At 69.4% G+C, this 21,055-nt stretch carries 23 protein-coding genes; 11 read left to right on the forward strand and 12 right to left on the reverse strand.

Translation table 11 applies throughout. The annotated features are described in order from the left end of the window. The first annotated feature begins 19 nt into the window (after window positions 1-19). The 5 genes from ASF63_RS12645 to ASF63_RS12665 all read left to right on the forward strand — a co-directional run bounded on the left by ASF63_RS12645 (window position 20) and on the right by ASF63_RS12665 (window position 4,019). Window positions 20-1,009 carry an EI24 domain-containing protein gene (locus tag ASF63_RS12645; RefSeq protein WP_082478105.1) on the forward strand — a complete coding sequence of 330 codons (990 nt, stop codon included), beginning with the start codon at window positions 20-22 and terminating at the stop codon, window positions 1,007-1,009. Next, window positions 1,009-1,782, forward strand: coding sequence for a DNA-formamidopyrimidine glycosylase family protein (locus tag ASF63_RS12650; protein WP_056514380.1), 774 nt, complete (start codon window positions 1,009-1,011; stop codon window positions 1,780-1,782). The genes ASF63_RS12645 and ASF63_RS12650 overlap by 1 nt, the downstream gene beginning before the upstream one ends. A gap of 174 nt (window positions 1,783-1,956) precedes the next feature. After that, on the forward strand, window positions 1,957-2,364 hold the full coding sequence (locus ASF63_RS12655; protein ID WP_056313010.1) for a DapH/DapD/GlmU-related protein: 408 nt from the start codon (window positions 1,957-1,959) through the stop codon (window positions 2,362-2,364). 81 nt (window positions 2,365-2,445) lie between these two features. Further along, window positions 2,446-3,186, forward strand: a complete 741-nt coding sequence (locus ASF63_RS12660) for a LysR family transcriptional regulator substrate-binding protein (protein WP_056514383.1) — start codon at window positions 2,446-2,448, stop codon at window positions 3,184-3,186. 110 nt (window positions 3,187-3,296) lie between these two features. Continuing rightward, complete coding sequence (locus ASF63_RS12665) at window positions 3,297-4,019, forward strand: glutamine amidotransferase-related protein (RefSeq protein WP_056514942.1); 723 nt, start codon at window positions 3,297-3,299, stop codon at window positions 4,017-4,019. A gap of 17 nt (window positions 4,020-4,036) precedes the next feature. Here the strand turns inward: ASF63_RS12665 and ASF63_RS12670 are convergent, their stop codons facing one another. Together ASF63_RS12670 and ASF63_RS12675 are read right to left on the reverse strand one after the other, a co-directional pair. Continuing rightward, the gene (locus tag ASF63_RS12670; protein ID WP_157534325.1) at window positions 4,037-4,495 is read right to left on the reverse strand and encodes a glutaminase; all 459 of its coding nucleotides are present in this window, start codon (window positions 4,493-4,495) and stop codon (window positions 4,037-4,039) included. Then, the gene (locus tag ASF63_RS12675; protein ID WP_056514385.1) at window positions 4,492-5,706 is read right to left on the reverse strand and encodes a cation:proton antiporter; all 1,215 of its coding nucleotides are present in this window, start codon (window positions 5,704-5,706) and stop codon (window positions 4,492-4,494) included. Before ASF63_RS12675 ends, ASF63_RS12670 begins: the two co-directional genes overlap by 4 nt. Before the next feature lie 85 nt (window positions 5,707-5,791). On the opposite strand from ASF63_RS12675, the gene purU reads away from it, so the two are divergent. Continuing rightward, window positions 5,792-6,643: a formyltetrahydrofolate deformylase gene (purU, locus tag ASF63_RS12680; RefSeq protein WP_056514389.1), complete on the forward strand. Its 852-nt coding sequence runs from the start codon at window positions 5,792-5,794 to the stop codon at window positions 6,641-6,643. A gap of 31 nt (window positions 6,644-6,674) precedes the next feature. On the opposite strand, the gene ASF63_RS12685 is transcribed toward purU, so the two are convergent. Continuing rightward, window positions 6,675-7,784: an NAD(P)H-dependent flavin oxidoreductase gene (locus tag ASF63_RS12685; RefSeq protein WP_082478109.1), complete on the reverse strand. Its 1,110-nt coding sequence runs from the start codon at window positions 7,782-7,784 to the stop codon at window positions 6,675-6,677. Window positions 7,785-7,882: 98 nt separating this feature from the next. On the opposite strand from ASF63_RS12685, the gene ASF63_RS12690 reads away from it, so the two are divergent. Continuing rightward, complete coding sequence (locus ASF63_RS12690) at window positions 7,883-8,155, forward strand: DUF6412 domain-containing protein (RefSeq protein ID WP_056514393.1); 273 nt, start codon at window positions 7,883-7,885, stop codon at window positions 8,153-8,155. Between the two features lie 62 nt (window positions 8,156-8,217). After that, entirely contained in the window at window positions 8,218-8,979 is a 762-nt protein-coding gene (locus ASF63_RS12695; protein WP_056514395.1) for a YidC/Oxa1 family membrane protein insertase, read from the forward strand. A 13-nt stretch (window positions 8,980-8,992) separates the two neighbouring features. Here the strand turns inward: ASF63_RS12695 and ASF63_RS12700 are convergent, their stop codons facing one another. Continuing rightward, window positions 8,993-10,006 carry an EamA family transporter gene (locus ASF63_RS12700; protein WP_157534327.1) on the reverse strand — a complete coding sequence of 338 codons (1,014 nt, stop codon included), beginning with the start codon at window positions 10,004-10,006 and terminating at the stop codon, window positions 8,993-8,995. 50 nt (window positions 10,007-10,056) lie between these two features. Continuing rightward, window positions 10,057-10,407 carry a hypothetical protein gene (locus ASF63_RS12705; protein ID WP_056514400.1) on the reverse strand — a complete coding sequence of 117 codons (351 nt, stop codon included), beginning with the start codon at window positions 10,405-10,407 and terminating at the stop codon, window positions 10,057-10,059. Between the two features lie 197 nt (window positions 10,408-10,604). Here ASF63_RS12705 and ASF63_RS12710 point away from each other — a divergent pair, with 197 nt between their 5' ends. Together ASF63_RS12710 and ASF63_RS12715 are read left to right on the forward strand one after the other, a co-directional pair. Continuing rightward, window positions 10,605-11,126, forward strand: coding sequence for an FHA domain-containing protein (locus ASF63_RS12710; RefSeq protein WP_056514403.1), 522 nt, complete (start codon window positions 10,605-10,607; stop codon window positions 11,124-11,126). Then, window positions 11,123-11,638 carry a CinA family protein gene (locus ASF63_RS12715; protein WP_056514408.1) on the forward strand — a complete coding sequence of 172 codons (516 nt, stop codon included), beginning with the start codon at window positions 11,123-11,125 and terminating at the stop codon, window positions 11,636-11,638. The genes ASF63_RS12710 and ASF63_RS12715 overlap by 4 nt, the downstream gene beginning before the upstream one ends. A gap of 58 nt (window positions 11,639-11,696) precedes the next feature. Here the strand turns inward: ASF63_RS12715 and ASF63_RS12720 are convergent, their stop codons facing one another. The 6 genes from ASF63_RS12720 to ASF63_RS12745 form a co-directional block, all read right to left on the reverse strand. Further along, complete coding sequence (locus tag ASF63_RS12720) at window positions 11,697-12,785, reverse strand: alcohol dehydrogenase catalytic domain-containing protein (RefSeq protein WP_056514410.1); 1,089 nt, start codon at window positions 12,783-12,785, stop codon at window positions 11,697-11,699. Window positions 12,786-12,799: 14 nt separating this feature from the next. After that, window positions 12,800-13,543, reverse strand: a complete 744-nt coding sequence (locus tag ASF63_RS12725) for an HAD family hydrolase (RefSeq protein WP_056514414.1) — start codon at window positions 13,541-13,543, stop codon at window positions 12,800-12,802. Further along, window positions 13,540-14,703, reverse strand: coding sequence for a TIGR03364 family FAD-dependent oxidoreductase (locus ASF63_RS12730; RefSeq protein ID WP_056514417.1), 1,164 nt, complete (start codon window positions 14,701-14,703; stop codon window positions 13,540-13,542). Before ASF63_RS12730 ends, ASF63_RS12725 begins: the two co-directional genes overlap by 4 nt. Next, complete coding sequence (gene phnE / locus ASF63_RS12735; RefSeq protein WP_056514419.1) at window positions 14,700-16,436, reverse strand: phosphonate ABC transporter, permease protein PhnE; 1,737 nt, start codon at window positions 16,434-16,436, stop codon at window positions 14,700-14,702. Before phnE ends, ASF63_RS12730 begins: the two co-directional genes overlap by 4 nt. Next, entirely contained in the window at window positions 16,433-17,413 is a 981-nt protein-coding gene (phnC, locus tag ASF63_RS12740; RefSeq protein ID WP_082478111.1) for a phosphonate ABC transporter ATP-binding protein, read from the reverse strand. The genes phnE and phnC overlap by 4 nt, the downstream gene beginning before the upstream one ends. A gap of 138 nt (window positions 17,414-17,551) precedes the next feature. Continuing rightward, window positions 17,552-18,481, reverse strand: a complete 930-nt coding sequence (locus ASF63_RS12745; protein WP_056514422.1) for a phosphate/phosphite/phosphonate ABC transporter substrate-binding protein — start codon at window positions 18,479-18,481, stop codon at window positions 17,552-17,554. A gap of 169 nt (window positions 18,482-18,650) precedes the next feature. Here ASF63_RS12745 and ASF63_RS12750 point away from each other — a divergent pair, with 169 nt between their 5' ends. Next, window positions 18,651-19,394: a GntR family transcriptional regulator gene (locus tag ASF63_RS12750; RefSeq protein ID WP_056514424.1), complete on the forward strand. Its 744-nt coding sequence runs from the start codon at window positions 18,651-18,653 to the stop codon at window positions 19,392-19,394. 284 nt (window positions 19,395-19,678) lie between these two features. On the opposite strand, the gene ASF63_RS12755 is transcribed toward ASF63_RS12750, so the two are convergent. Further along, window positions 19,679-20,839 (reverse strand): sensor histidine kinase, encoded by a 1,161-nt coding sequence (locus ASF63_RS12755; RefSeq protein ID WP_056514427.1) that lies wholly within the window; start codon window positions 20,837-20,839, stop codon window positions 19,679-19,681. Window positions 20,840-21,055: the final 216 nt, after the last annotated feature.

Here is a 21,055-nt window from a genome sequence, read left to right on the forward strand (position 1 = left end):
CTGCTCCTAGGCTGGACGCATGATCCGGGAGTTCTTCGACGGCGTCCGCACTCTGCTGCGCGGCTTCGGCACGTGGCGGCGACGTCCGGGCCTCATGGCACTGGGACTCGTTCCCGGCGTCATCGCAGCCATCGTCCTGCTCGCGGGGCTCATCCCCCTCGCTCTCTCGCTCGGCCCGATCTCCGACATGCTGACGCCGTTCGCCGACGGCTGGATCCCCGCGTGGCGTTCCGCGCTCCGGGCAGCCGTCGGCATCGTCGTCTTCGTCGCCGCACTCGCTCTCGCGAGCGCCGTGTTCAGCGCTCTCGCTCTGGCGATCGGCGACCCGTTCTATCAGCGCATCTGGCGAGCCGTCGAGACGGATCTCGGCGACGCCCCCGCCACGGACGGCGGCGGCTTCTGGATGGCGGTGGGCGAAGGCCTCCGCCTCGTGCTGCTCGGCATCCTGATCGCGCTCTTCGTGCTGCTCCTGGGGCTCGTCCCTCTCGTGGGCGGTTTCGTGGCCGCGGTCGCCGGTGTCGTGCTCTCGGGACGGATGCTGGCACGCGAGCTCACTGGCCGCGCCTTCGACGCCCGCGATCTCTCGCCCGCCGACCGCGCCGCGTTGTTCCGAGGCAGCAGGGCGCGGGTGCTCGGGTTCGGCGTCGCGACGCAGCTGTGCTTCCTGATCCCCGGCGGTGCCGTCGCGGTGATGCCGGCGGCCGTGGCCGGAGCGACGACCCTCGCCCGCACCATGCTGCAGCGCACAGCCCTGCAGGCGGTCGCGCCAGCGACTCCGCCGCCGCCCGCGCCGGGCTCCAGTACCGCGCCGCTCCCCCCGCCTCCCTCATCGGGCGCCACCCCCGCACCGCTCCCCCCGCCGCCCGCATCGGGCGCCACCCCCGCACCGCTTCTCCCGCCGCCCGCATCGGGCGCCACCCCCGCACCGCTTCTCCCGCCGCAGGCCGTCCCGCCGCCGGCCGTCCCGCCGCCGGCCGCTCCGCCGCGTCCCGGCCCAGGACGCGTCTGATGCCCGAAGGCGACACCGTCTTCCGCGCGGCCAGACGTCTCGACGAGGCCCTGGTCGGCGGCGAGGTCACCCGTTTCGACCTGCGCGTCCCCCGCTTCGCGACCCTCGATCTGACGGGCCAGCCGATCCACTCGTCGATCGCGCGGGGCAAGCACCTGCTGCTGCGCATCGGCGACAGCACCTTGCATTCCCATCTGCGCATGGACGGCGCGTGGCTCGTCTACCGCGCGGGCGAGAAATGGCGCCATCCGGCGTTCAAGGTGCGGGCGATCGTTGGAACAGCCCAGCGCGAGGCCGTGGGCATCGACCTCGCCGAGATCGAGGTCGTGCCGACCCGCGACGAAGACGAGCTCGTCGGATATCTGGGCCCCGACCCGCTCGGTCCGGACTGGGATGCGGCCGAGGCAGCGCGACGACTGGGCGCAGACACCCGCAGCATCCACGTCGCCCTGCTCGATCAGCGGAACGTCGCCGGATTCGGCAACGAGTACGCCGCGGAACTCCTGTTCCTCCGCGGAATCCTGCCGACGACGCCCACCCCTGAGGTCGACGTCGCAGCCCTCCTCGACCTCGGCGTGCGCACGATCCGCACCAACCGGGACCGCCGACACCGCACCTTCACAGGGGTCGACCGCCCTGGGCAGGGGACGTGGGTCTACGGCCGCGCCGGGCGCCCCTGCAGGCGGTGCGGAACCCTCGTCCGCCGCGGTGAACAGGGCGCGGATCCGACTCGCGAACGCATCACATTCTGGTGCCCCGTCTGCCAGCGCTGAGCCGCATCCATGCTCGGGAAGACCCCGCATCCATGCTCGGGAAGACCCCGCATCCATGCTCGGGAAGACCCCGCATCCATGCTCGGGCAGACCCCGCATCCATGCTCGGGAATGAATCGGGCAGCCCTGTGGTTATTGATATATCCGGAGAACTCCGGAACACGGGGAGGAATCGTGGGCAAGAACTACGTCGACATCGAGAACGACCAGGGCGCGACGCTGCGGTACCGCAAGCACGCGAACGGCCGCGGTCTCGTCGCGCACGGCGCGAAGGTCCATCCGAAGGCGCACATCGAAGCGGGCGCGTACATCGAACCCGGCGCGCGCATCGGCGCAGGGGCGACCATCGCCCGCGGTGCCTGGATCGAACCGGATGCCGTGATCGGCGAGGGTGCGCACGTCGACGCACACGCGCACATCGGTCAGGGCGCCGCCGTCGGTGACGGCGCGCACATCGGGGTCCGCACCGAGGTCGGAGCCGGAGCACGCATCGTCCGCGGCGCGCGCATCGGCGATGACGAGACGGTGGCGGCCGGCCTGACCGTCGCCACCAACCAGAAGGGGCTCTGGCTCGCAGCCTGACCCCACCGGCGTCGCCGACCGCCCATGCCCACCGCGACGCCGACCTCTGGCGCCCCGCATCGGGCGGGTACCCTGGATCACATGGCGACTCAGGGACGACGACCGGCTGGACGCGCCGGCAAGGGTTCGCCCGTGCGCCGCAACAGGGCAGCACCCGCTCAGCGCTTCCCACCTCCCAAGCCGCCGAAGAAGACCGCCAAGGTGGTCTTCGACGCCCCGGAGGCCGAACCCGAGACACCCCGTACCTTTCGCCTCGGCGTCATACCCGGGGCCACGCCGGGCAAGTGGATCGACGCGTGGAAGCGCCGGATGCCCCATGTGCCGCTCGAGCTCGTGCCGATCGAGGTCGCGACCCAGTCCGAGGTGATCCGCGACCTCGACGCGGCGATCGTGCGTCTTCCTCTGGATGACGACTCGCTGCACCTGATCACGTTGTACGACGAGGTGCCCGTCGTCGTGGCGTCCATCGAGTCGCACCTGCTCGCAGCCGACGAGCTGACCATCGCGGATCTCGCCGGCGAGGTCGTGATGACCCCGATCGACGATCCGCTCGGTCCTCTCGACATCCCCGGCGCCGTCGCACCGCGCTTCGCGCCGCTTCCGGTGGCCGACGCCATCGTGACCGCGGCCGCCGGCACAGGCATCGTGATCGTCCCGATGTCTCTGGCGCGGCTGCATCATCGCAAGGATGTGGATCAGCGCCCGCTCGTCGACGGACCGGTGTCGACCGTCGCGCTCGCCTGGCGGCGCGAGCACACGACCCCCGATGTCGAGACCTTCATCGGGATCGTCCGCGGGCGCACCACGAACTCGTCACGGTGATGATGCGGTGACGATGCCGTAACGACGCCGTGACGACACCTGCACGAGTCCGTGGCCGCAGTGTGACGGTCGCGACATCTACCCCGTCGCGTGGTCGTTAGACTCTCGTGGTGGTCTCGCTTCTCTATGTCTGTGTGCGCCCCGAACTCGGGGCGGCGGATGCCGAGCACGCCTCGTTCCGACGGGCGCTCGGCGTCGACGTCGTCGACCGCCTCGATCTGCTCACCGAGCGTCTCGATCCCGCCCGCCTCGCGCGCTACAGCGGCGTCGTGGTCGGCGGCTCGCCCTTCAACGTGAGCGACGAGCACAAGTCCCCGGTGCAGCTGCGGGTCGAGGCCGACCTCGAGCAGATCGCCCGACAGTCGATCGCCGGCGAGATCGCTGCCTTCTTCACGTGCTTCAGCATCGGCGTCGTGACGCGGATGCTCGGCGGCGAGGTCACCTCGGACACCCCCGAGTCCGCGAGCGCCACCGTGATCTCGACGACCACCGAGGGCGCCACCGATCCGGTGTTCGGGCCGAGCTCCCCCGCGCTCACCGTGTTCACGGCGCACAAGGAGAGCGCTGCCGCCGTACCCGAGGGCGCAGTGCTGCTCGCCACGAACGACACCTGTCCGGTGCAGGCCTACCGCGTGGGCACGCACCTCTACACGGCGCAGTTCCACCCCGAGCCCACTCCGCGTGACTTCGCAGACCGCATGACGTTCTACCGCACCACCGGCTACTTCGACCCCGACGAGTTCGACCTCGTGCAGGGTCAGGTGCTCTCGGCATCCGTCACCGAGGGTGCAGCGCTCCTGCGCCGGTTCGCGCAGACGTTCGCCACACTCTAGACACGGCGCCGCCCGGCCTACCCCCGAAGCAGCTCCACCCGCTCGCGCAGGTACGCCTCCAACGGCATCCATCCGCCTGCGGTGCTCCAGTGCACCGACGGCACGCCGTCGATCAGCTTCAGGGGCCCGGACTCGCCGCCCGCGTCGACGGCATCCACGTCGATGACCGTCCATCCGATGTGGGCGACCTCGCCCTCTCCGAACCCTCCGCGCAGCGCGAGCGCCCGCCGCGCGGCGCGCTCGCGTGCGGACTCGGCCGTGTAGCCGCGCCGACCGGGGTCGGCGGCGCGCAGCACCTCGGCCGTCGCGAGCGCGTGGGTCTCGGTGAGCAGCAGCACTCCGAGGTGCCAGGCCTCGCCGACGCGAACGATCCGCTGGCCGCGCCAGCGCGAGTCGCGTTCCTCGCCGAGCCCTTCCTTCGGCAGGCCCGCCAGGTCGGTCACTGCCTGCATGAGCAGTGCGGATGCCGTCGTCACAACTCTCCCTGGGGTATGTCTCGAACCAGCTTCGGGTCGACGAGCCGCGCCGCGTCGCCGCGGACCAGCATGCCGATGAGCGGGAACAGGAGCACCGACAGCATCCCCGCCCCGACGAGAGCTGCCGCGGTGCCGGTGTCGATCATGTCGTGGTCCACGCCGATCGCCGTCACGGCGACGATGATCGGCAGGCCGGTGGCGGCGAGCAGTCCGAGCGCGGTGCGGTCCTTCGCGGTCGCGCCGGGTGGCGCGGAGAGCTGCGCGGTCGATCCGCGAAGCACGAGCAGCGCTCCGAGGAAAAGGGGCAGCATCAGCATCGCCGAGGAGGAGGTCACGAGCGCTTCGAGGTCGAAGTTCACACCGGTGTAGAGGAAGAAGATCGGCACCAGGAAGCCGAAGGCGATCGCCTCGATCTTCGTCTCCATCGCCTCGGCATCCTTCTTCGGGGCACGGGCCATGATGATCCGCCAGATGGCACCGGCGACGAAGGCCCCGAGGAGCATGTCGAGATCGAGCATGACGCTGAGACCGACGAGCGCGGCGACCAGCAGCAGCACGAATCGCACGCCGAACTGGTCGGAGGTGTGCAACGTCGCGCGCACGAAGTCGTGCAGGCGGCCGTGCGGCACCCGGTGCGCCATGAACAGCGCGAGACCCGCGAGAACCACGAAGGCGAGCAGCACCGCCGTGGCGAGAGGTGTCGTGCGCGTGCTGAGGAAGAGCGAGATCGCGATCAGCGGCAGGAACTCACCGGTCGCACCGATCACGGTGACCGCGCGGCCGAACGGAGTGTCGGTCTCCTTCGCGTCTCGCAGGATCGGCATCAGGGTGCCGAGGGCCGTGGAGCTGAGGGCGATCGCGATCACGACCATCCCCTCGCCCGGAGCGAGCGCGAACCCGATGACGAGGCCCAGAACCACACTGATGACCCACCCGATCGAGGCGCGCGCCAGCGGCCTGCCGGCCACCGCCCGGAAGTCGATCTCCGACCCTGCGACGAAGAACAGCAGCGCCAGACCGAAGTCGCTGAGCTTCTCGAGGATGCCCGTCGGCTCGACCCAGCCGAGCACGGCCGGGCCCGCGAGGATCCCGAGGACGAGCTCGAAGACGATGATCGGCACGCGGACGACGGGGCGGATGCCGCGCGCGAGCAGCGGCGCTGCCACGGCGAGCAGCGGGATCAGCACCAGTCCGAGATCGCCCGCGTTCACAGACTCAGAGTAGCGAGAGCGCGCCCGCGATTCGCCCGGTGGTCGCATCCACGGCAGAATCGATGCACACCCCCGAGGAGCCCCCATGTCTCAGCCCGACACCGCCCGCCTGCTCATCGCCTGCGACGACCAGCCCGGCATCGTCGCCGCCGTCGCCGGCGTGCTCGCAGCCCACGGCGCGAACATCATCTCGCTCGACCAGCACTCGACCGACTCCGAGGGTGGTCGGTTCTTCCAGCGCACCGTGATCCACCTGCCCGGCCTCTCGGCTGCCCGCGTCGCTCTCGAGGCCGACCTCGCGCAGGTCGGCGAGCGGTTCGGTATGGAGTGGTCGCTTCACGACACCGCACGGCGCAAGCGCGTTGCGATCTTCGTGTCGAAGTACGACCACTGCCTGATGGAGCTGCTGTGGCGCACGCAGCGCGGCCAGCTCGACATCGACATCACCATGGTCGTGTCCAACCACCCCGATCTCGCCGAGTCGGTGCGGTCTTTCGGCGTGCCGTTCGTGCACATCCCCTCGGGCGACAAGCAGGCGATGGAGCAGCGTCAGCTCGAACTGCTGCGCGGCAACGTCGACCTCGTGGTGCTCGCGCGCTACATGCAGATCCTCACCGACGGCTTCATCGAGGGGCTCGGCGCACCGGTCATCAACATCCACCACTCGTTCCTGCCCGCGTTCATCGGCGCGAACCCCTACGCCCGTGCGAAGGACCGCGGCGTCAAGCTGATCGGGGCGACCGCGCACTACGCGACGGCCGACCTCGACGAGGGTCCGATCATCGAGCAGGACGTGACCCGCGTCACGCACTCCGAGTCGGCGGCCGACCTGCAGAGCCGTGGCGCCGACGTCGAGCGCCTGGTGCTCGCGCGCGCCGTGCAGTGGCATGCTGAGGACCGCGTGATCGTGCACGGGCGCTCCACCGTCATCCTCTGATCCGGGACTCCCGCGTCCCGGAGTCGGAAGGTCACTCCCCCGCTTGCCGGCGGTTCTCTGCGACCCGGGCATCGAGATCCGCTGACGCGATGACCCGGGCCTGGCTCGGCACTCCGGCGAGCATCTCGGCGAACGCCTCGGCCGCCGTCGGATAGTCGGCGAGCGGTGCCCCCTGGCCCATCCACAGCGACTGCATCTCGCCGAGGTTCTGCTGGCCTGCCGCCGTGCGGAATTGCGCGGTGAGCCAGTTCTGCATCGGGAACGGGGCGATCATGCCGCCGGCCTCGATGGCGCGCACCACTCGGTTGCGCGCACCGCGGGCGAGGCGTCCGCTCATCGCGCGAGTGAGCACGGTGCCGTCGGCGGGGGTGGATCGGATCGCCTCTCGGTGCGCGACGTTCGCGGCGGACTCCGCCGTCGCCAGGAACGCCGTGCCCACCTGCACGCCCGAGGCTCCGAGTGCGAACGCCGCGGCGACACCTCGCCGGTCGGCGATCCCGCCGGCGGCGATCACCGGCACGTCGACGGCGTCGACCACCTGGGGAATGAGCGCGAACGTGCCGACGAGCGACTCCTCAGGCGGTCGCAGGAACGAGACCCGATGCCCTCCCGCCTCCAGCCCGGTCGCGACGACGGCATCGATCCCGACCTCGGCGAGGGCCGTGGCTTCGGCGACGGTCGTGGCAGCTCCCACGACACGGATGCCGCGGCGGTGAGCCTCGTCGACGAGCTCCACCGAGGGCACGCCGAACACGGTGCTGAGCACGGGCGGAGCGGACTCCCAGATGGCGTCGAGCTGCTCGTCGAGCGGGGGCAGGTAGCGCTCGGGTCGGCTCGGGACCTCTACGCCCACGGCGTCGTAGAACGGCTCGAGCGCCTGGGCGAACACGGTGTGCTGAGGGTTCGGTGCGACCTCGTCGCCGGTGGGCAGCCAGATGTTGACCGCGAACGGACGCGACGTCGCCTCACGCAGAGCGGCCACAGTCGAGCGGATGCGGTCGCCGTCATAGCCGTAGAGGCCGTATCCGCCGAGTCCGCCGGCTTCGCTGACCGCCGCCGTCAGGGTGACCGAGGACAATCCGCCGAACGGACCGAGGAATATCGGATGCTCGATGCCGAGCATCTCAGGCAGGTCAGTCATGCATCGAGGCTATCGTCGCCGGAACACTCGAGGGCAGGCGCGAGCGGGTGATCCTGCTCCCAGACCCCGGTGTTACGCTCGCTGTGAGGGAGGCGCACATGAGCGACTGGTTCGGGCAGATGCTCGCCTTCGTCGCGTCCGCGCTCGGGATCGTCACGGTGCCGGACGCCGCCACCCTCGGTCTCGCGATCGCGCTGATCGCCCTGACGACGCTCACCATCGTCGTCGCGCTCAGCGTCGCTCCGCCCTCACCGAGCACCGCTCCGCATCCGCTGCGGGCGATCGACGTCTCGACGCTGCTGGCCCAGAGCGATCCTGACGCCGCCGGTCACCCGCGCCCTCGTGCGCCGGGAGTCGCCGTTCCCGCGTAGTCCGTCCTCGTACGGGACTGCGCGGCTTTCGCCGACCCTTCCCGACACACGAACGGACAACCATGGACATCTTCGCCTTCCCTCCCCTGACCGCCCTCCTCGACGCTGCCTACGGCGCGCTCGCAGGGCTCGCCTCCCTTCTCGACCCCCTCGCGGGGGCGTCCTCCGCCGCCCTCGCCGTGGTGCTCGTCACCCTCCTCGTGCGCGCCCTGCTGATCCCGGTGGGGTTCTCTCAGGCCAGAGCCGAGCAGACGAGAGCGCGCCTCGCACCTCGGCTGCGCGAGCTGCAGCGACGCCACAAGAAGAATCCCGAGCGACTGCAGAAGGAGATGCTCGAGCTCTACCGCTCCGAGAACACGTCTCCGTTCGCCGGCATGCTGCCGGTGCTCGCTCAGGCGCCGATCGTGGGCCTGCTGTACACGCTCTTCATCCGGCCCGAGATCGCGGGGCACCCCAACGACCTCTTGACGCACGACCTCTTCGGCGCTCCGCTGGGCACGAGCCTCGTCTCCTCGGTGTTCGGCGGCACCGCATCGCCGTCGACGCTGCTGGTGTTCGGCGTGCTGATCGTCATCATGCTCGTCGTCGCCGACATCACGCGTCGCGTCTTCACGCCGGCACCGGTCGAGGGCGACTCGCCTCTGAACTCACCGGCCATGCTGCGCGTCACGAGCGCGCTGCACTATCTGACGGCGGTCTTCGCGGTTTTCGTGCCGCTCGCCGCGGCGCTCTACCTCACGGTCACGGTCGTGTGGACCCTCGTGCAGCGCACCCTGCTTCGCCGCCGCTATCCTCTGCCCGTCCCCGCGGCGGTCGCCGCCTGACGGGCGACCGTGGTCACTCCGGCAGCGGGATCGGCGCGGTGAAAGGCCCGGTCTCGTCGTCGGGATCCGTTCCGTAGCGATCCGTCCCGTCGCGATCCGTCCCGTAGCGATCCGTCCCGTCGCGATCCGTCCCGTCTCGGTCGGATTCGGCATCCGCCCGGCGTCGCTGTCGACGCACGCCGAGCGTGGTGCCGACGCTGGCCGCGACCACAAGGGCGATCGCGAGCATCCGCAGCGGGGTCGCGCTCTGTCCGAGGATCAGCCACCCGGCGAGAGTCGCGAACGCGGGCTCGAGGCTCAGCAGCACACCGAACACGCGCTGCGGCAGACGGCGGAGTGCGGCGAGCTCGAAGCTGTACGGGATGACGGAGGACAGCACGGCGGTGACCGCGGCGAGCAGCAGCAGCTGCATGTCGCCGGCGACCGTGACGGCCGCGGGGACGCCGACCGGGATCAGCAGCACGGCGGCCACGACGAGTCCCACCGCGAGGCCGCTGCTGCCGGGGATGATCGCGCCCACACGGGCGCTCATCCTGATGTACATGGCCCAGAAGCCGGCCGCGATCAGGATGAACACGAGGCCGAGCGGGTCCAGCGGCTCGGAGCCGATCAGCCCATCGACCCCCAGCAGCACCATGCCGAGCAGAGCGACGCCGACCCAGGCGGCATCCGCGAGTCGCCGAGTGAGCACCGCGGCGAGCACGAGCGGCCCGAGGAACTCGATCGCGACGGCGGGCCCGAGCGGGATGCGGTCGATCGCGGCATAGAAGAAGCCGTTCATGCCCGCGAGCGACAGCCCGAAGAACACGGCGGCGAGCCATTGCGACCGGTTCCAGCGGATGGGGCGCGGTCGCACGATGACGACCAGCAGCAGAGCGGCGATCGCGACGCGCAGCGACGTGACTCCCCACGGGCCGAGCACGGGGAAGAGCTGAGCTGCGACGGCGGCACCGAACGGCAGCGAGAGGCAGGAGCAGACGACGAGAGCGACGCCCACGAGAGGGCGGGACGACGCGGACTGCTGCACCCACCCAGCCTACGGGCCTGTCAGGCCGCCACGAGTTCGCGAGAGGCGGCTCAGACGGGCGGCGCGGAGGGAGCGTCGTCGGCGGCCTGAGCGGAACCGGGCGCCTCCTGCGGCTCGGGAACGAGGTACAGGCCACTGGGGGCGTTGGCGGTGAAGGCGAGGGCCTCGATCCACGCCCTGTTGATCGAGGGCTGCCGGCTGCCGAAGTACTTGAAGACGAGCGAGCTGCCTGGCTGCACCCACACGGTCGTGCGGCCGCCACCGACGCTGGAGTCCTCACGCCAGCTGAAGGGGAAGGGCTCAGCCCTGCGCAGCTTCGCCGTGATGACGAGCTGCAGGTGGGTGAGCGCGCGATCCTCGATCTCGGTCTTCACGCTGCCCTCGTAGATGAACTTGCCCATGCAGCCCTCTCCTCCCATGTTCCAGGTGCATCGCATCGATCATAAGGGGAAGAAATGGCATCATCCCCACCGGATGATCGGACCCCGATCGCGGCCTGTACGTGGGCGAGCTTGCGGGCGCCGGGCCGCGAAGTCAACCCCCTCCGCACCCTTTTTCGTCCCGTCTATCCTGGCTGTGACTGCGAGGAGACGGCACCATGAATGCACGCCACATCGACGACCGACCCGATGAGGGATACACCCCCACCACGACCCATGCGGAGTTCGGTGCGGGCAACCCTCGGTTGCGCGTCTCGCGCGACGACCTGCGCTCCGAGTTCCTGCTCGAGGTCGACGTGGTGCGCATCGGCTCCGCTGCCGACAGCGAGCTGCGCCTCGACGAGGCCGACCCGGTGCACGCCACGATCACGCACGACGACCGCGACGAGTACGTCGTGGAGCTGCACGGCGAGGGCGAGATGAACACCAACCCCGACGCGGATGCCACGCACCCCGGCGAGCGCAAGCAGACCCTTCGCACCGGAGCTCGCTTCACGGTCGGCCCGTGGGAGCTCGTGTTCGCTCGCGACGAGTTCGCCGACCACGGACGCCCCTTCGGTGGTCGCCAGGGCGGCGAGTACTCGGATCAGCCGCTGCAGCCGCCGCGTCCTGGCTATGACGATGCGGCGAGCGTCGAGACGGACGCTCCGACGAACGCCGACTCCGCCGAAGAGAAGTGACGGAGGAGCAGTCGGCGCTGGATCGTCTGAGCGAGGTCGCCGCGGAGCGCGGACTGCGCGTCTGCGTTGTCGAGTCGCTCACGTCCGGACGCCTCTCGAGCATGATCGGCGCAGGTGAGGACGCCGGTGAGTGGTTCGCCGGCGGGATCGTCGCCTACCTCACCGACGTCAAGGAGAGCCTGCTCGGTCTGACCCCCGGGACGGACCCGTGCTCGGCCGAGTGCGCAGAGCATCTCGCCGAGAGCGCGCGACGCCTGTTCGACGCCGACCTCTGCGTCTCGACCACCGGCGTCGGCGGTCCCGACGCCGAGGGCGGGCATGAGCCCGGAACCGTGTTCATCGGATGGGCGACGGGCGACGGCGTCGGCCACCGGATGCTGGCGCTGAGCGGCGGCCCTCAGGAGATCCTCGATGAGACCGTCGACACCGCGACACGGCTGCTCGCGTTCCACGCCGAGGGGATCCGGCCCGCAGGACCCCGGCGTACAGGGTCGCCTGCGGCATCCGTCTGAGCGCACCCGCGAGCGGAAGCTGAGCGCACCTGTACGCGGGCGTTGAACTCAGCCGTGCTCAGTGCCCCGGCACGAGCGCTATCCGAAGCGGAGCACCCGGCGCGGAAGCGGCGGTGATCGCCTCGTCGATCGCGGCCAGTTGGCGGACCTCGCCGACGGCCTCTGCGAAGGGATAGGCGCGCCCTCGACCGGCGAGGAAGGCGACCGCCTCGGCCAGCTCGGCACCCGCGTAGTTGTGCACTCCGGTGACCGTGACCAGACGCCGCACGATGCTCTCGGCGTCGAAGGGCACGGGGTCTGCGGGGAACACGCTGCCGACGAGCACGACCGTCCCACCGATGCCCACACCGGCGATCGCCTCGGACACGGCATGCCCCGATGCCTCGATCACGACGTCGGGATCGCGGTCGAGCTTGCCCGCTCCGAACCGTGCGGCGAGCGCGAGACGATCGGGCGCGGGGTCGAGCACCTCGACGGTCGCCCCGTGCTCCACAGCGATCGCCGCGGCGGAGAGCCCGACGAGACCTGCGCCGTGGATGCGCACTGCGGCCCCGTCGAGGTCATGGTCACGCGCCGCTCTGGCCACTGCGGCCCAGGCGGTGGCGGTCGCGCAGGATGCGGGTGCGAGAACGGAGGCCGGCAGCGACTCGGGCACCCGCACGATCGCCGTGCCTGCTCGCACCTGCACGTGGGTGCCGAAGGCGCCGGTGAGGTCGCCGTGCACTCCGACCCTGTCGTGGCCGTACTTGCCGAGGTCGCGGCACTTCTGCGTGAGGCCGCGTGAGCAGCGATCGCAGGTGCCGCACGAGATCGTCACCGACCATACGACGCGGTCGCCGATGCGCAGCGGGGTGCCGTCGACCGTGGTCGCTCCCGCGTCGCCCGTAGCGATCACCCGCCCGACGCTCTCGTGACCGAGCACCAGCGGCACGGGAGCCGACCGGCGGCCCTGCACGGTGTGCACGTCCGACCCGCAGATCGTCGACATCTCCACCGCGACGAGCACGTCGTGCTCGGCCAGCGCGACGCCGGGAACCGCGATCGTCTCGTGAGCGTGCCCCTGGCCGATCCACACCATGGCGGTCGCGGCCGGACGCAGCGCGACATCCCGGCGCTGGCCGGGCGGGCGGATCAGCAGCGTTCCCATGTCGTCCGCCCGTCTCAGACGGCGGCGACGAGAGGCAGCAGGCCTCGCTCGGCGAGTGCGCCCTGAAGCTCCGTCACGTCTGCGAGCACCGCGTCGGCGCCGGCATCAGTGAGCGCCCGGACGTCGTGGGCCCCGGTGAGCACACCGGCGACGAATCCCGCACCGGCGCGGCGACCCGACTCGACATCGCTGACGGTATCGCCCGCCACCGCGACAGCTCCGACCGACGAGGTCCGCGTGCGGAGCAGCGCCATGAGAACGAGGTCGGGCGCAGGGCGCCCTCGACCGGCATCCACCGGCGACAGCGCGAGGTCGACGAGACCGTTCCAGCCGAGACCGTCGATCAGCGCATCCCGCGTCACAGGCGCGAACCCCGTCGTGAGCACGACGGTGAGGCCTGCATCCTTCAGGCCCTGGATCGCGTCGGCCGCCCCGGGGATCTCGGTGGCTCCCTGCTCGGCGACGATCTCGGCGTACGCTCCTTCGAATGCCGCCGTGGCGCGCTCCGCAGCGGCGCGATCGCCCCCGGCGAGATGCGTGAACACGTCGATCTTCGACTGGCCCATCGTCGCGCGCACATGGGCGAGGGCGTCGTCCCACGGCATCCGATCGGCGACTCCGGTGCGCTCGGCGGCGCGCTGGAAGGCGGTCTCGACCACCCCGTCGTCGAGCACGGTCGTGCCGGCCATGTCGAGGACGACGAGTTCGAGTGCACGGCCCTCTTCGATCGAGCGGCCCTCTTCGAGCGGAGTGGTCATGGTGTTCCTTCCATTGCGGGTGTCCACCCGAAGGCGGCGGTGAGATTCTCTTCGGCGAGCCCCAGACCCGTGGTCATTCCGATGCCGGTGGTCGCGGCGAGCACCAGCACCCCCTCGTCGCCCCTGTCGATGAGGAAGTCCTGCGGCGCCTTGGCGTAGACGCCCTGCCAGCGCTCCAGCACACGCGGTGCCGGCATGTCGAACAGCGCCTCCGCCTCGGCGAGGAAGGCGGCGAACGCGGCTTCGGGCTGGAAGGGCGCAGGCGCTGTGGACGTGGCGTGCGAGTCGCCGATGATGAGCGTGCCGTCGGGCAGCTGCGTGTACATCTGGTTGAGGTCCAGGGCTGCGAGATCGGGGCGCTCTGCATGCAGGCGCTCCCGCAGTGCGGACGTCGCCTCGCCGTCGGCGAAGCGCCCGTACCGCACGAGCGACCAGCCTGTCAGCAGCGGGGCCGAGAGCGGGTGCCGGAAGGTCACCGCAGCGCGCATCATGTCGAGCGCGCAGCGAACCACCCCGATGCGCTCGGCGACCTCGGGCAGCAGCTGGTCGATGTCGTGGTTGACCGCGACGACGACGGCACCTGCTGTGATCGCACCGCGGGTCGTGTCGACGCGCCCGCCCGACACCGCGGTCACGGCGGTGCGGAAGCGGAATTCGACGCCCAGACTCGCGAGGTGCCGGACGATGGCTGCGGCGGCGCTGCGGGGGTCGGTCTGCAGGTCGGTCTCGATATGGGCTCCGCCGACCAGACCGTCGGCGCGCAGCGGTGCCAGCCGCAGCAGCTCGTCAGTCTCCAGCATCCGGATGCCACCATCGGCCGCCGCCTGCTCGAGCACCGCGATCTCGTCGGCATGACGGGCCGCGACCAGGGTTCCGGATTCGCGCAGCCAGAAGCCGGCGTCGCGCGACAGGCGCAGCCACAGGTCGCGGGAGGCATCCGCATAGCGCCGCGCCTCCCCCGCCTGCGCGCCGATGCAGAGGTGGCCGAAGTTGCGGATCGTGGCGCCGACCGGGGCATCCGCCCTGTCGACGACGATGACGCGCAGGCCTCGTCGTACGGCCGCGAAGGCTGCGCCGAGACCGACGATGCCCGAGCCGACGACGACGACATCGGCCGTGTTCGCCGCCTTCGCCGCGGTGGTGAGCGCGGCGCGGGTCAACGGAACACCTTGCGCATCCACATCGCGAGCCCTTCGACGATCAGCACCGTCGCGAGGATCATCAGGACGATCGCGGTGACCGTCTCGTAGCGCGAGCCCTGGCTGGCATTGAGCAGGTAGTAGCCGACCCCACCGCCACCGACGATGCCGAGGATCGTCGCCGCGCGGATGTTCGTGTCGAGCATGTAGAAGCTGTGCCCGATGAGCGCCTGCATGCCCTGCGGCACGGTGGCCGAGGTGTAGGTCTGCAGACGCGTGGCGCCGACGGCTCGCAGCGCGCGCTCGGGGCCGCGGTCGACCTCTTCGAACGAGTCGGCGATCAGCTTGCCGAGCAGGCCGATGCCGCCGATGGCGAGCGCGATGACTCCTGCCTGCGCCCCGAGGCCGGTGATCACCACGAGCACGATCGCGAGGATGAGCTCGGGGATGCCGCGGATGCCGACGAGCAGGAATCGTGCCACGCCTCGCGCACCGGCGCTCGGTGCGACGTTGCTCGCAGCCAGCGACCCGAGGATCAGCGAGGGCAGCAGGGTGAGCACGGTGGCGGCGAGCGCGATCGCGACGGTGTCGCGCATCGCGCTGAGCATGACGGAGGCGTCGTAGCTGCCGAACGACGGCGGCCAGAACTTGGCGGCGACCTCGGGGAGCTTCGCCCAGAAGGTGAAGAAGTCCATCCAGTTGATCTGGCTGACGACCACGCTGCCGATCACGACGAGCACGGCGATCACCACTCCCACGGTGTTGCGCACGCGCTCGGCCGTCCACGGCCGACGCACGGCCGCCTGCGGGGAGGACGCCCACGCGGGGCTCATGCTCGCGGCGTCGCCCGCCCGGTCGCCGAGGCGGGGGTGGATGAGCCGGTCGATCCATGAGCGGGTGTGCTTCTGATCGCCGAGCATCGCGCCTCGCACCATGCTCGAGACGATCTCCATCGCGACGCACAGGATGAAGATGACCAGCGCGATACCGAGGCCCTTGCCGTAGTTGAGCGCCTTGAACGCGTAAGACATCTCGAGTCCGAGACCTGCGACGCCGACGTAGCCGAGCACGACGCTGCCGCGCAGGTTGATGTCGTTGCGGTGCAGCACGGTCGCGACCCAGCTCGGGAGCACCTGGGGCAGGATGCCGGAGGCGAACTCCTGCATCTTCGATCCGCCCGCGGCGCGGATCGCGAGACGGGGTCCCTCGTCGATCTGCTCGATCGCGTCGGCGAACATCTTCGAGATCATGCCGATCGAGTGGATGCCGATCGCGAGGATGCCGGGCAGGGTGCCGAGCGAGAACATGAGCACGAACGCCATGGCGAGCACGACGTCGGGAAGCGCACGGGTGAGCACGCCGACGAAACGCGCGGCGGCGCGCCATCCGTTGCCCGGGGTCGTGTTGGATGCGGCGAGGTATGCGATCGGCACCGAGAGCACCGCGGCGAGCAGCGTGCCGACCAGCACGAGCCCGACGGTGAGGGCGATCAGCCAGGCGAGGTCGGCAGGTGCCGGGAAGGAGAGTCCGCCGACGCGCGCCATGAAGTTCTCGGCGTTGCCCCAGCTCTGCACCATCGCGGGGATCGAGATGCCGACCTCGTTCACCGCGAGGATGCCGAGGACGACGAGAGCGAGAAGCGTCAGCCCTGCGGCGATGCGCTCGGCCGAGATCGGACGCCGCGGGGCGCGATCGGCGACGGTCGCGGACGCGGGCACCTCGTGGGCACGCGGTGCGTCGGAGAGGAGGGTCATGAGACTCGCGCCCTGTCGAGCTCTGCGGCTTCGGTGACGCCCTCGCCGTCGGTGTTTCCCGCGCTGGTGCCCGCGCTGGCTCCCGTGGTGGTGCCCGCGGTGTTGCCCATGGTGTTGCCCGCCGTGTTGCCCGCGGTGATACCGCCGGCGGTCTCGATGGCGACGTCCGCCGCGATCTCGATGAGTTCGGCCTGCACGGCCGTGATCTCAGCGGTCGTCGTCGCGACGCGTCCGTAGATCTCCATGACCTCCGCCTTGGTGAGGTCGGTGGTCGGGGTGTCGAGCACGATCTCGCCGTGGCGCAGACCGACGATGCGATCGGCCCACGAGATCGCGAGGTCGACCTGGTGCAGGCTGCAGACGACCGTGAGCCCCTCGTCGGCGGCGATCTCGCGGATCAGCGCCATCACCTGGTTGCTCGACTCGGGGTCGAGAGAGGCGACGGGCTCGTCGGCGAGCAGGATGTCGGGCTTCTGCATGAGGGCTCGTGCGATCGCGACTCGCTGCTGCTGTCCGCCCGAGAGAGTGTCGCTGCGCTGGTAGGCGCGGTCGAGCAGGCCGACGCGGTCGAGGTGCCCGAGAGCACGGAGCTTCGCCGCCTTCGAATATCCCCACAGCCCGAGTCGGGGTCCGCTGACCTCGGAGAGCGACCCGGTGAGGACGTTCTCGAGAACGGTGAGCGAGGGCACGAGTTCGAACTGCTGGAAGATGAAGCCCACCCGGCTGCGGAGCCGACGAAGAGCCTTGCCCTTCAGGGTCGGAACCTTCGCACCGAGGACCTCGATGTCGCCCGACGTCGGGAGTTCGAGGCCGTCGAGGTGCCGCAGCAGCGTCGACTTGCCCGAGCCCGAGAGGCCGAGCAGCACGACGATCTCGCCGCGGGACACCTGCAGCGACACGTCCTTGAGCGCCGTCGTCGAACCGAAGTTCTTGGTCACGCCCGCCAGGCGGATCAGGGCATCGGATGCCGCATTCATCTCATTCTCCTCGTGATTCTCTGAAGCCGGATCGTTGAGCGAGCGAAGCGAGACGAAACGCAGTGAGTCTTCAGCGCGTTTCGTCTCGCTCGCTTCGCTCCCTCGCTCAACGAACGGGAGCGAAGCGGACGCCGGGGGTCAGCCCTGGCACTGCTCCGCTTCGGTCTCCTTGCAGATGTCGCGGATCAGGTCGTAGTACGCGTCGTCGACCGACTTGGTGGCGAAGAAGACGCTGCGGAACGAGTCCGTGTCGGCACTGTCGATGCCCGCGGCGATGATGTCGTCGATCGTGATCTCGGAGAGCCCGTCGATGAGCTTCTTCGAGACGTCATCGGGAAGAGTCGAGGAGTAGACGAGCGGCGCACCAGGGACCATCGTCTCGTCGATGACCTTCACGGCATCCGACTTCTCGACTTCGGAATCCTCCGCGAAGCCGACCTCGCACTCGACTCCCTCGCCGACCTTCTGCACGCTGACGTCGTGCTTGCCCGCGAAGACCGGGGTGATGTCGGCCTGGGGGTCGATGCCCGCTTCGAGCAGGTTGTACGACGGGAAGAGGTAGCCCGACGTCGACGACGGGTCGACGAAGCAGACCTTCTTGCCCGCGAAGTCCTCGATGCTCGAGATGTCGCTGTCGGCGGGGACGATCGCCTGCGAGTAGTAGCCGGGTTCCTGGCCCTCTTCGGTGACGATCGAGGAGATCGGGGTGAGCTTCGCGCCGTTGTTGGTCGCGGTCACATAGGTGAAGCCCGAGAACGAGGCGACATCGACCTTGCCGGCGACTGCGGCCTCGATGAGAGCCGCGTAGTCGGTGGACTCGTGGTACTCGACGGACTTGCCGGTGATCTCGGCGATGTAGTCCATCAGGGGCTGGTAGTTCGTCTCGGTGTCGACCGAGTCGGGAACGACGCCGAAGACGAGCGTGTTCTCGTCGACCGCGAAGCCGCTGGCGGTGGACGACTCGTCGGCGGCGGACGAGCCGGTGGCCTCGGCGGAGCCGGAGCAGGCGGCGAGGCCGAGCGCGAGGATCGCGGCGCCGGCGAGTAGGGGGAGAGCGCGGAGCTTCATGAGGACCTTTCACGGTGGGAGGGGTGATCCGTGAGCAACTCTGACAGCCCGCACGCCGAGATATATACCTAACTCGGAAGAGTTCAGGGTTCGTTCACCCACGATTTCCTCGGATGAACACGCGTGGAACGGACACAGGTCCTGCCTGGGTGCCAAGTAGTATGCCTATGTGGCCGAAGCTGTATACACCCAGATAGCCGACGACCTGCGCGCGCAGATCGCCGCGGGCATCCTGCGCCCCGGCGACGACGTGCCGACCGAAGCGGATCTCGCGGCTCGATGGCAGACATCGCGCGGTCCCATCCGCAATGCACTGGCGGCCCTGAAGAGCGAAGGACTCATCGAGACGGGCCGCGGGCGCCCCGCGCGAGTGGTCGCACGCAAGGCGAGCCAGGCGGTCGACATGTCGGTGCCGTTCACACGATGGGCGCGAGATCTCGGCGTCACCCCGGGGGCGCAGACGCAGGAGCTGAGCCTGCGCCGCGCGGGTGATCGCGCGGACATGCTCGGCGTCGCACCGGATGACACGATCGTCGGCGTCGTGCGACTGCGCCTGCTCGACGGACGCCCGACCATGCTCGAGCGACTCTTCTACACAGAGGCGGTCGGACGAAGACTGTTCGAGGTGGACACCGACGAGATCTCGATCACGGAGTACCTCGGCTCGGTCGGGCACCCCATCGTCGGGCTCGAGCACCAGATCGACGCGGTCGCCGCGGACGACCAGGATGCCGCGTTGCTGCGAGTCCCCCCGGGGACGCCGATCCTGCGGCTGAGCCGCATCTCGCGCGACGCGGACGGGCGCATCTTCGAGGCATCGGAGGATCGCTATCTCAGCGAGGTCGTTCGCTTCACGGTCGCAGCGTCCGGAATATCGACGGACGGTCACTACATGCGTGCAGTCGGCGGCTAGGAGCCGGGACAGCAGACTTCTCATCCGTGAGGGAGAGAAGCCGATCGCGAGCGCGATGGGGATCAGATTCCAAGGACCGCGCTCGCGATCACAGCGCTGGGGATGCGCTATTTCTGGGGTATACCCAATGTAAGCGTCCGGCTACACCATGGAACACAGCCTAATGTCGAGACATGACCTAGACCTTCGTCTAGTATTCTGCGATTAGGGCCCGGATTTCCGGGGTTTTCGGAATGAGTTCCGGCATTTCCCTGCCTCCGGAGAGGTTGGCGAGCACTCGTTGGTCAGGGCGTCGCGACGGACCGAGCGATCGGTAGACGTGCGGTCACGACCCACCGACCATCGACTTCTCCGGCACTGAACTCGCCGCTCGCGCCGAGCACCCGCTCGGCCATTCGGCCGATTCCGGTGCGGCTGGAGGAGAGCTCACGCCGCGGTGTCACCGACAGCGGGCTGCTCACAGTCATCCGTGCCATGTCGTCGTCGACATCGAGTCTGATCTCGATCTCGCCCTGACCGGCGTATTTGAGGATGTTGGTGGCGGATTCGCGCATGATGCGCGCGAGGATGATCTCGGCGGCGCGGGGGATGCGCTCGTCCCCGGGATCTCCGTCGAGCAGTACCGCGTGCCCGGCGGATTCGAATTCCTGCTTCGCCTCATCGATGGATGCGGCGAGGTCGCCGGTCGGCATGCCCTCGGAACGAGGGCCGTCGTCGGCGAGGTCGATCACGAAGCGGAGATCGGTCATCGCCTTGCGGGCGGCGATCCGGATCGCCTCTTGCGAATCGGTGCTGGTGCGATCGTCGTCGAGCATCTGCACGTGCAGCGACACGACGGTGAGGTGGTGCGCGATGCTGTCGTGCAGCTCGCCGGCGATCCAACGTCGTTCGGCGAGTACTGCTTGGCGCTCCTGCTCGGCCTTCTCGGCCAACTGCACTTCGAGGGTCCGCCCTCGGGCGAACGCGACACGAAGTGCGAAGCCGACGGCACCGGCGACGGTCGCGGAAATGAGGTAGATGCCGAGGTTGATCGGCGTGCTTGTCTCGCCGAAGGCAACGAGTGCCGTCGCGAGGAGGAAGACTCCCGCGTACGAGAGGATGAGTGCGTTCCAGCCGAGTCGCATGACCAGAGCCGCCGCGAGTGCGGCGACGGTCAGCACTTCAGTCTGGGTTCCCGTGAAGAACGAGAGCGCGAACACGACGGCGAGTGCGCACGTCGCGATGAGGGGCCACCAGAGATACAGAACGAGCACGGCGGTCGATGTGATGCTGACCGCGGCGACGAACGGGTCCACTCCTGGAGGGAGGAACAGTCCGACTATCCCGAAGGCGACTATCGTGCCGACGGTCGCGAGAACGGCGATGCGTTCGATCGTGCTGAGCTTCTCTCCCCTCCCGAGCCGTGAAACGACAGAGTCGCCAGTGCGGGGGGGACCAAAAGCCATGCTTCAGTATCTCCTAATAGCCAGGTAGATTAGCGAGTGAAGCCAAAGAACTGGTTGAATGCCTGCCAGAAAGTCATAGTGATTCACCTCCGTTGTTGGACTTTTGTGAAGTAATAAGTTCATCTTCTCGGTGATCTGCACGCTTCACATCTGTCACACGTCTAGACATCACTAGCCAAAGGTCTAGGTCTGAACGCCGCACAGCGACCCCAGTTA

The organism is Microbacterium sp. Leaf320, assembly GCF_001423485.1.
Classification (GTDB): domain Bacteria; phylum Actinomycetota; class Actinomycetes; order Actinomycetales; family Microbacteriaceae; genus Microbacterium.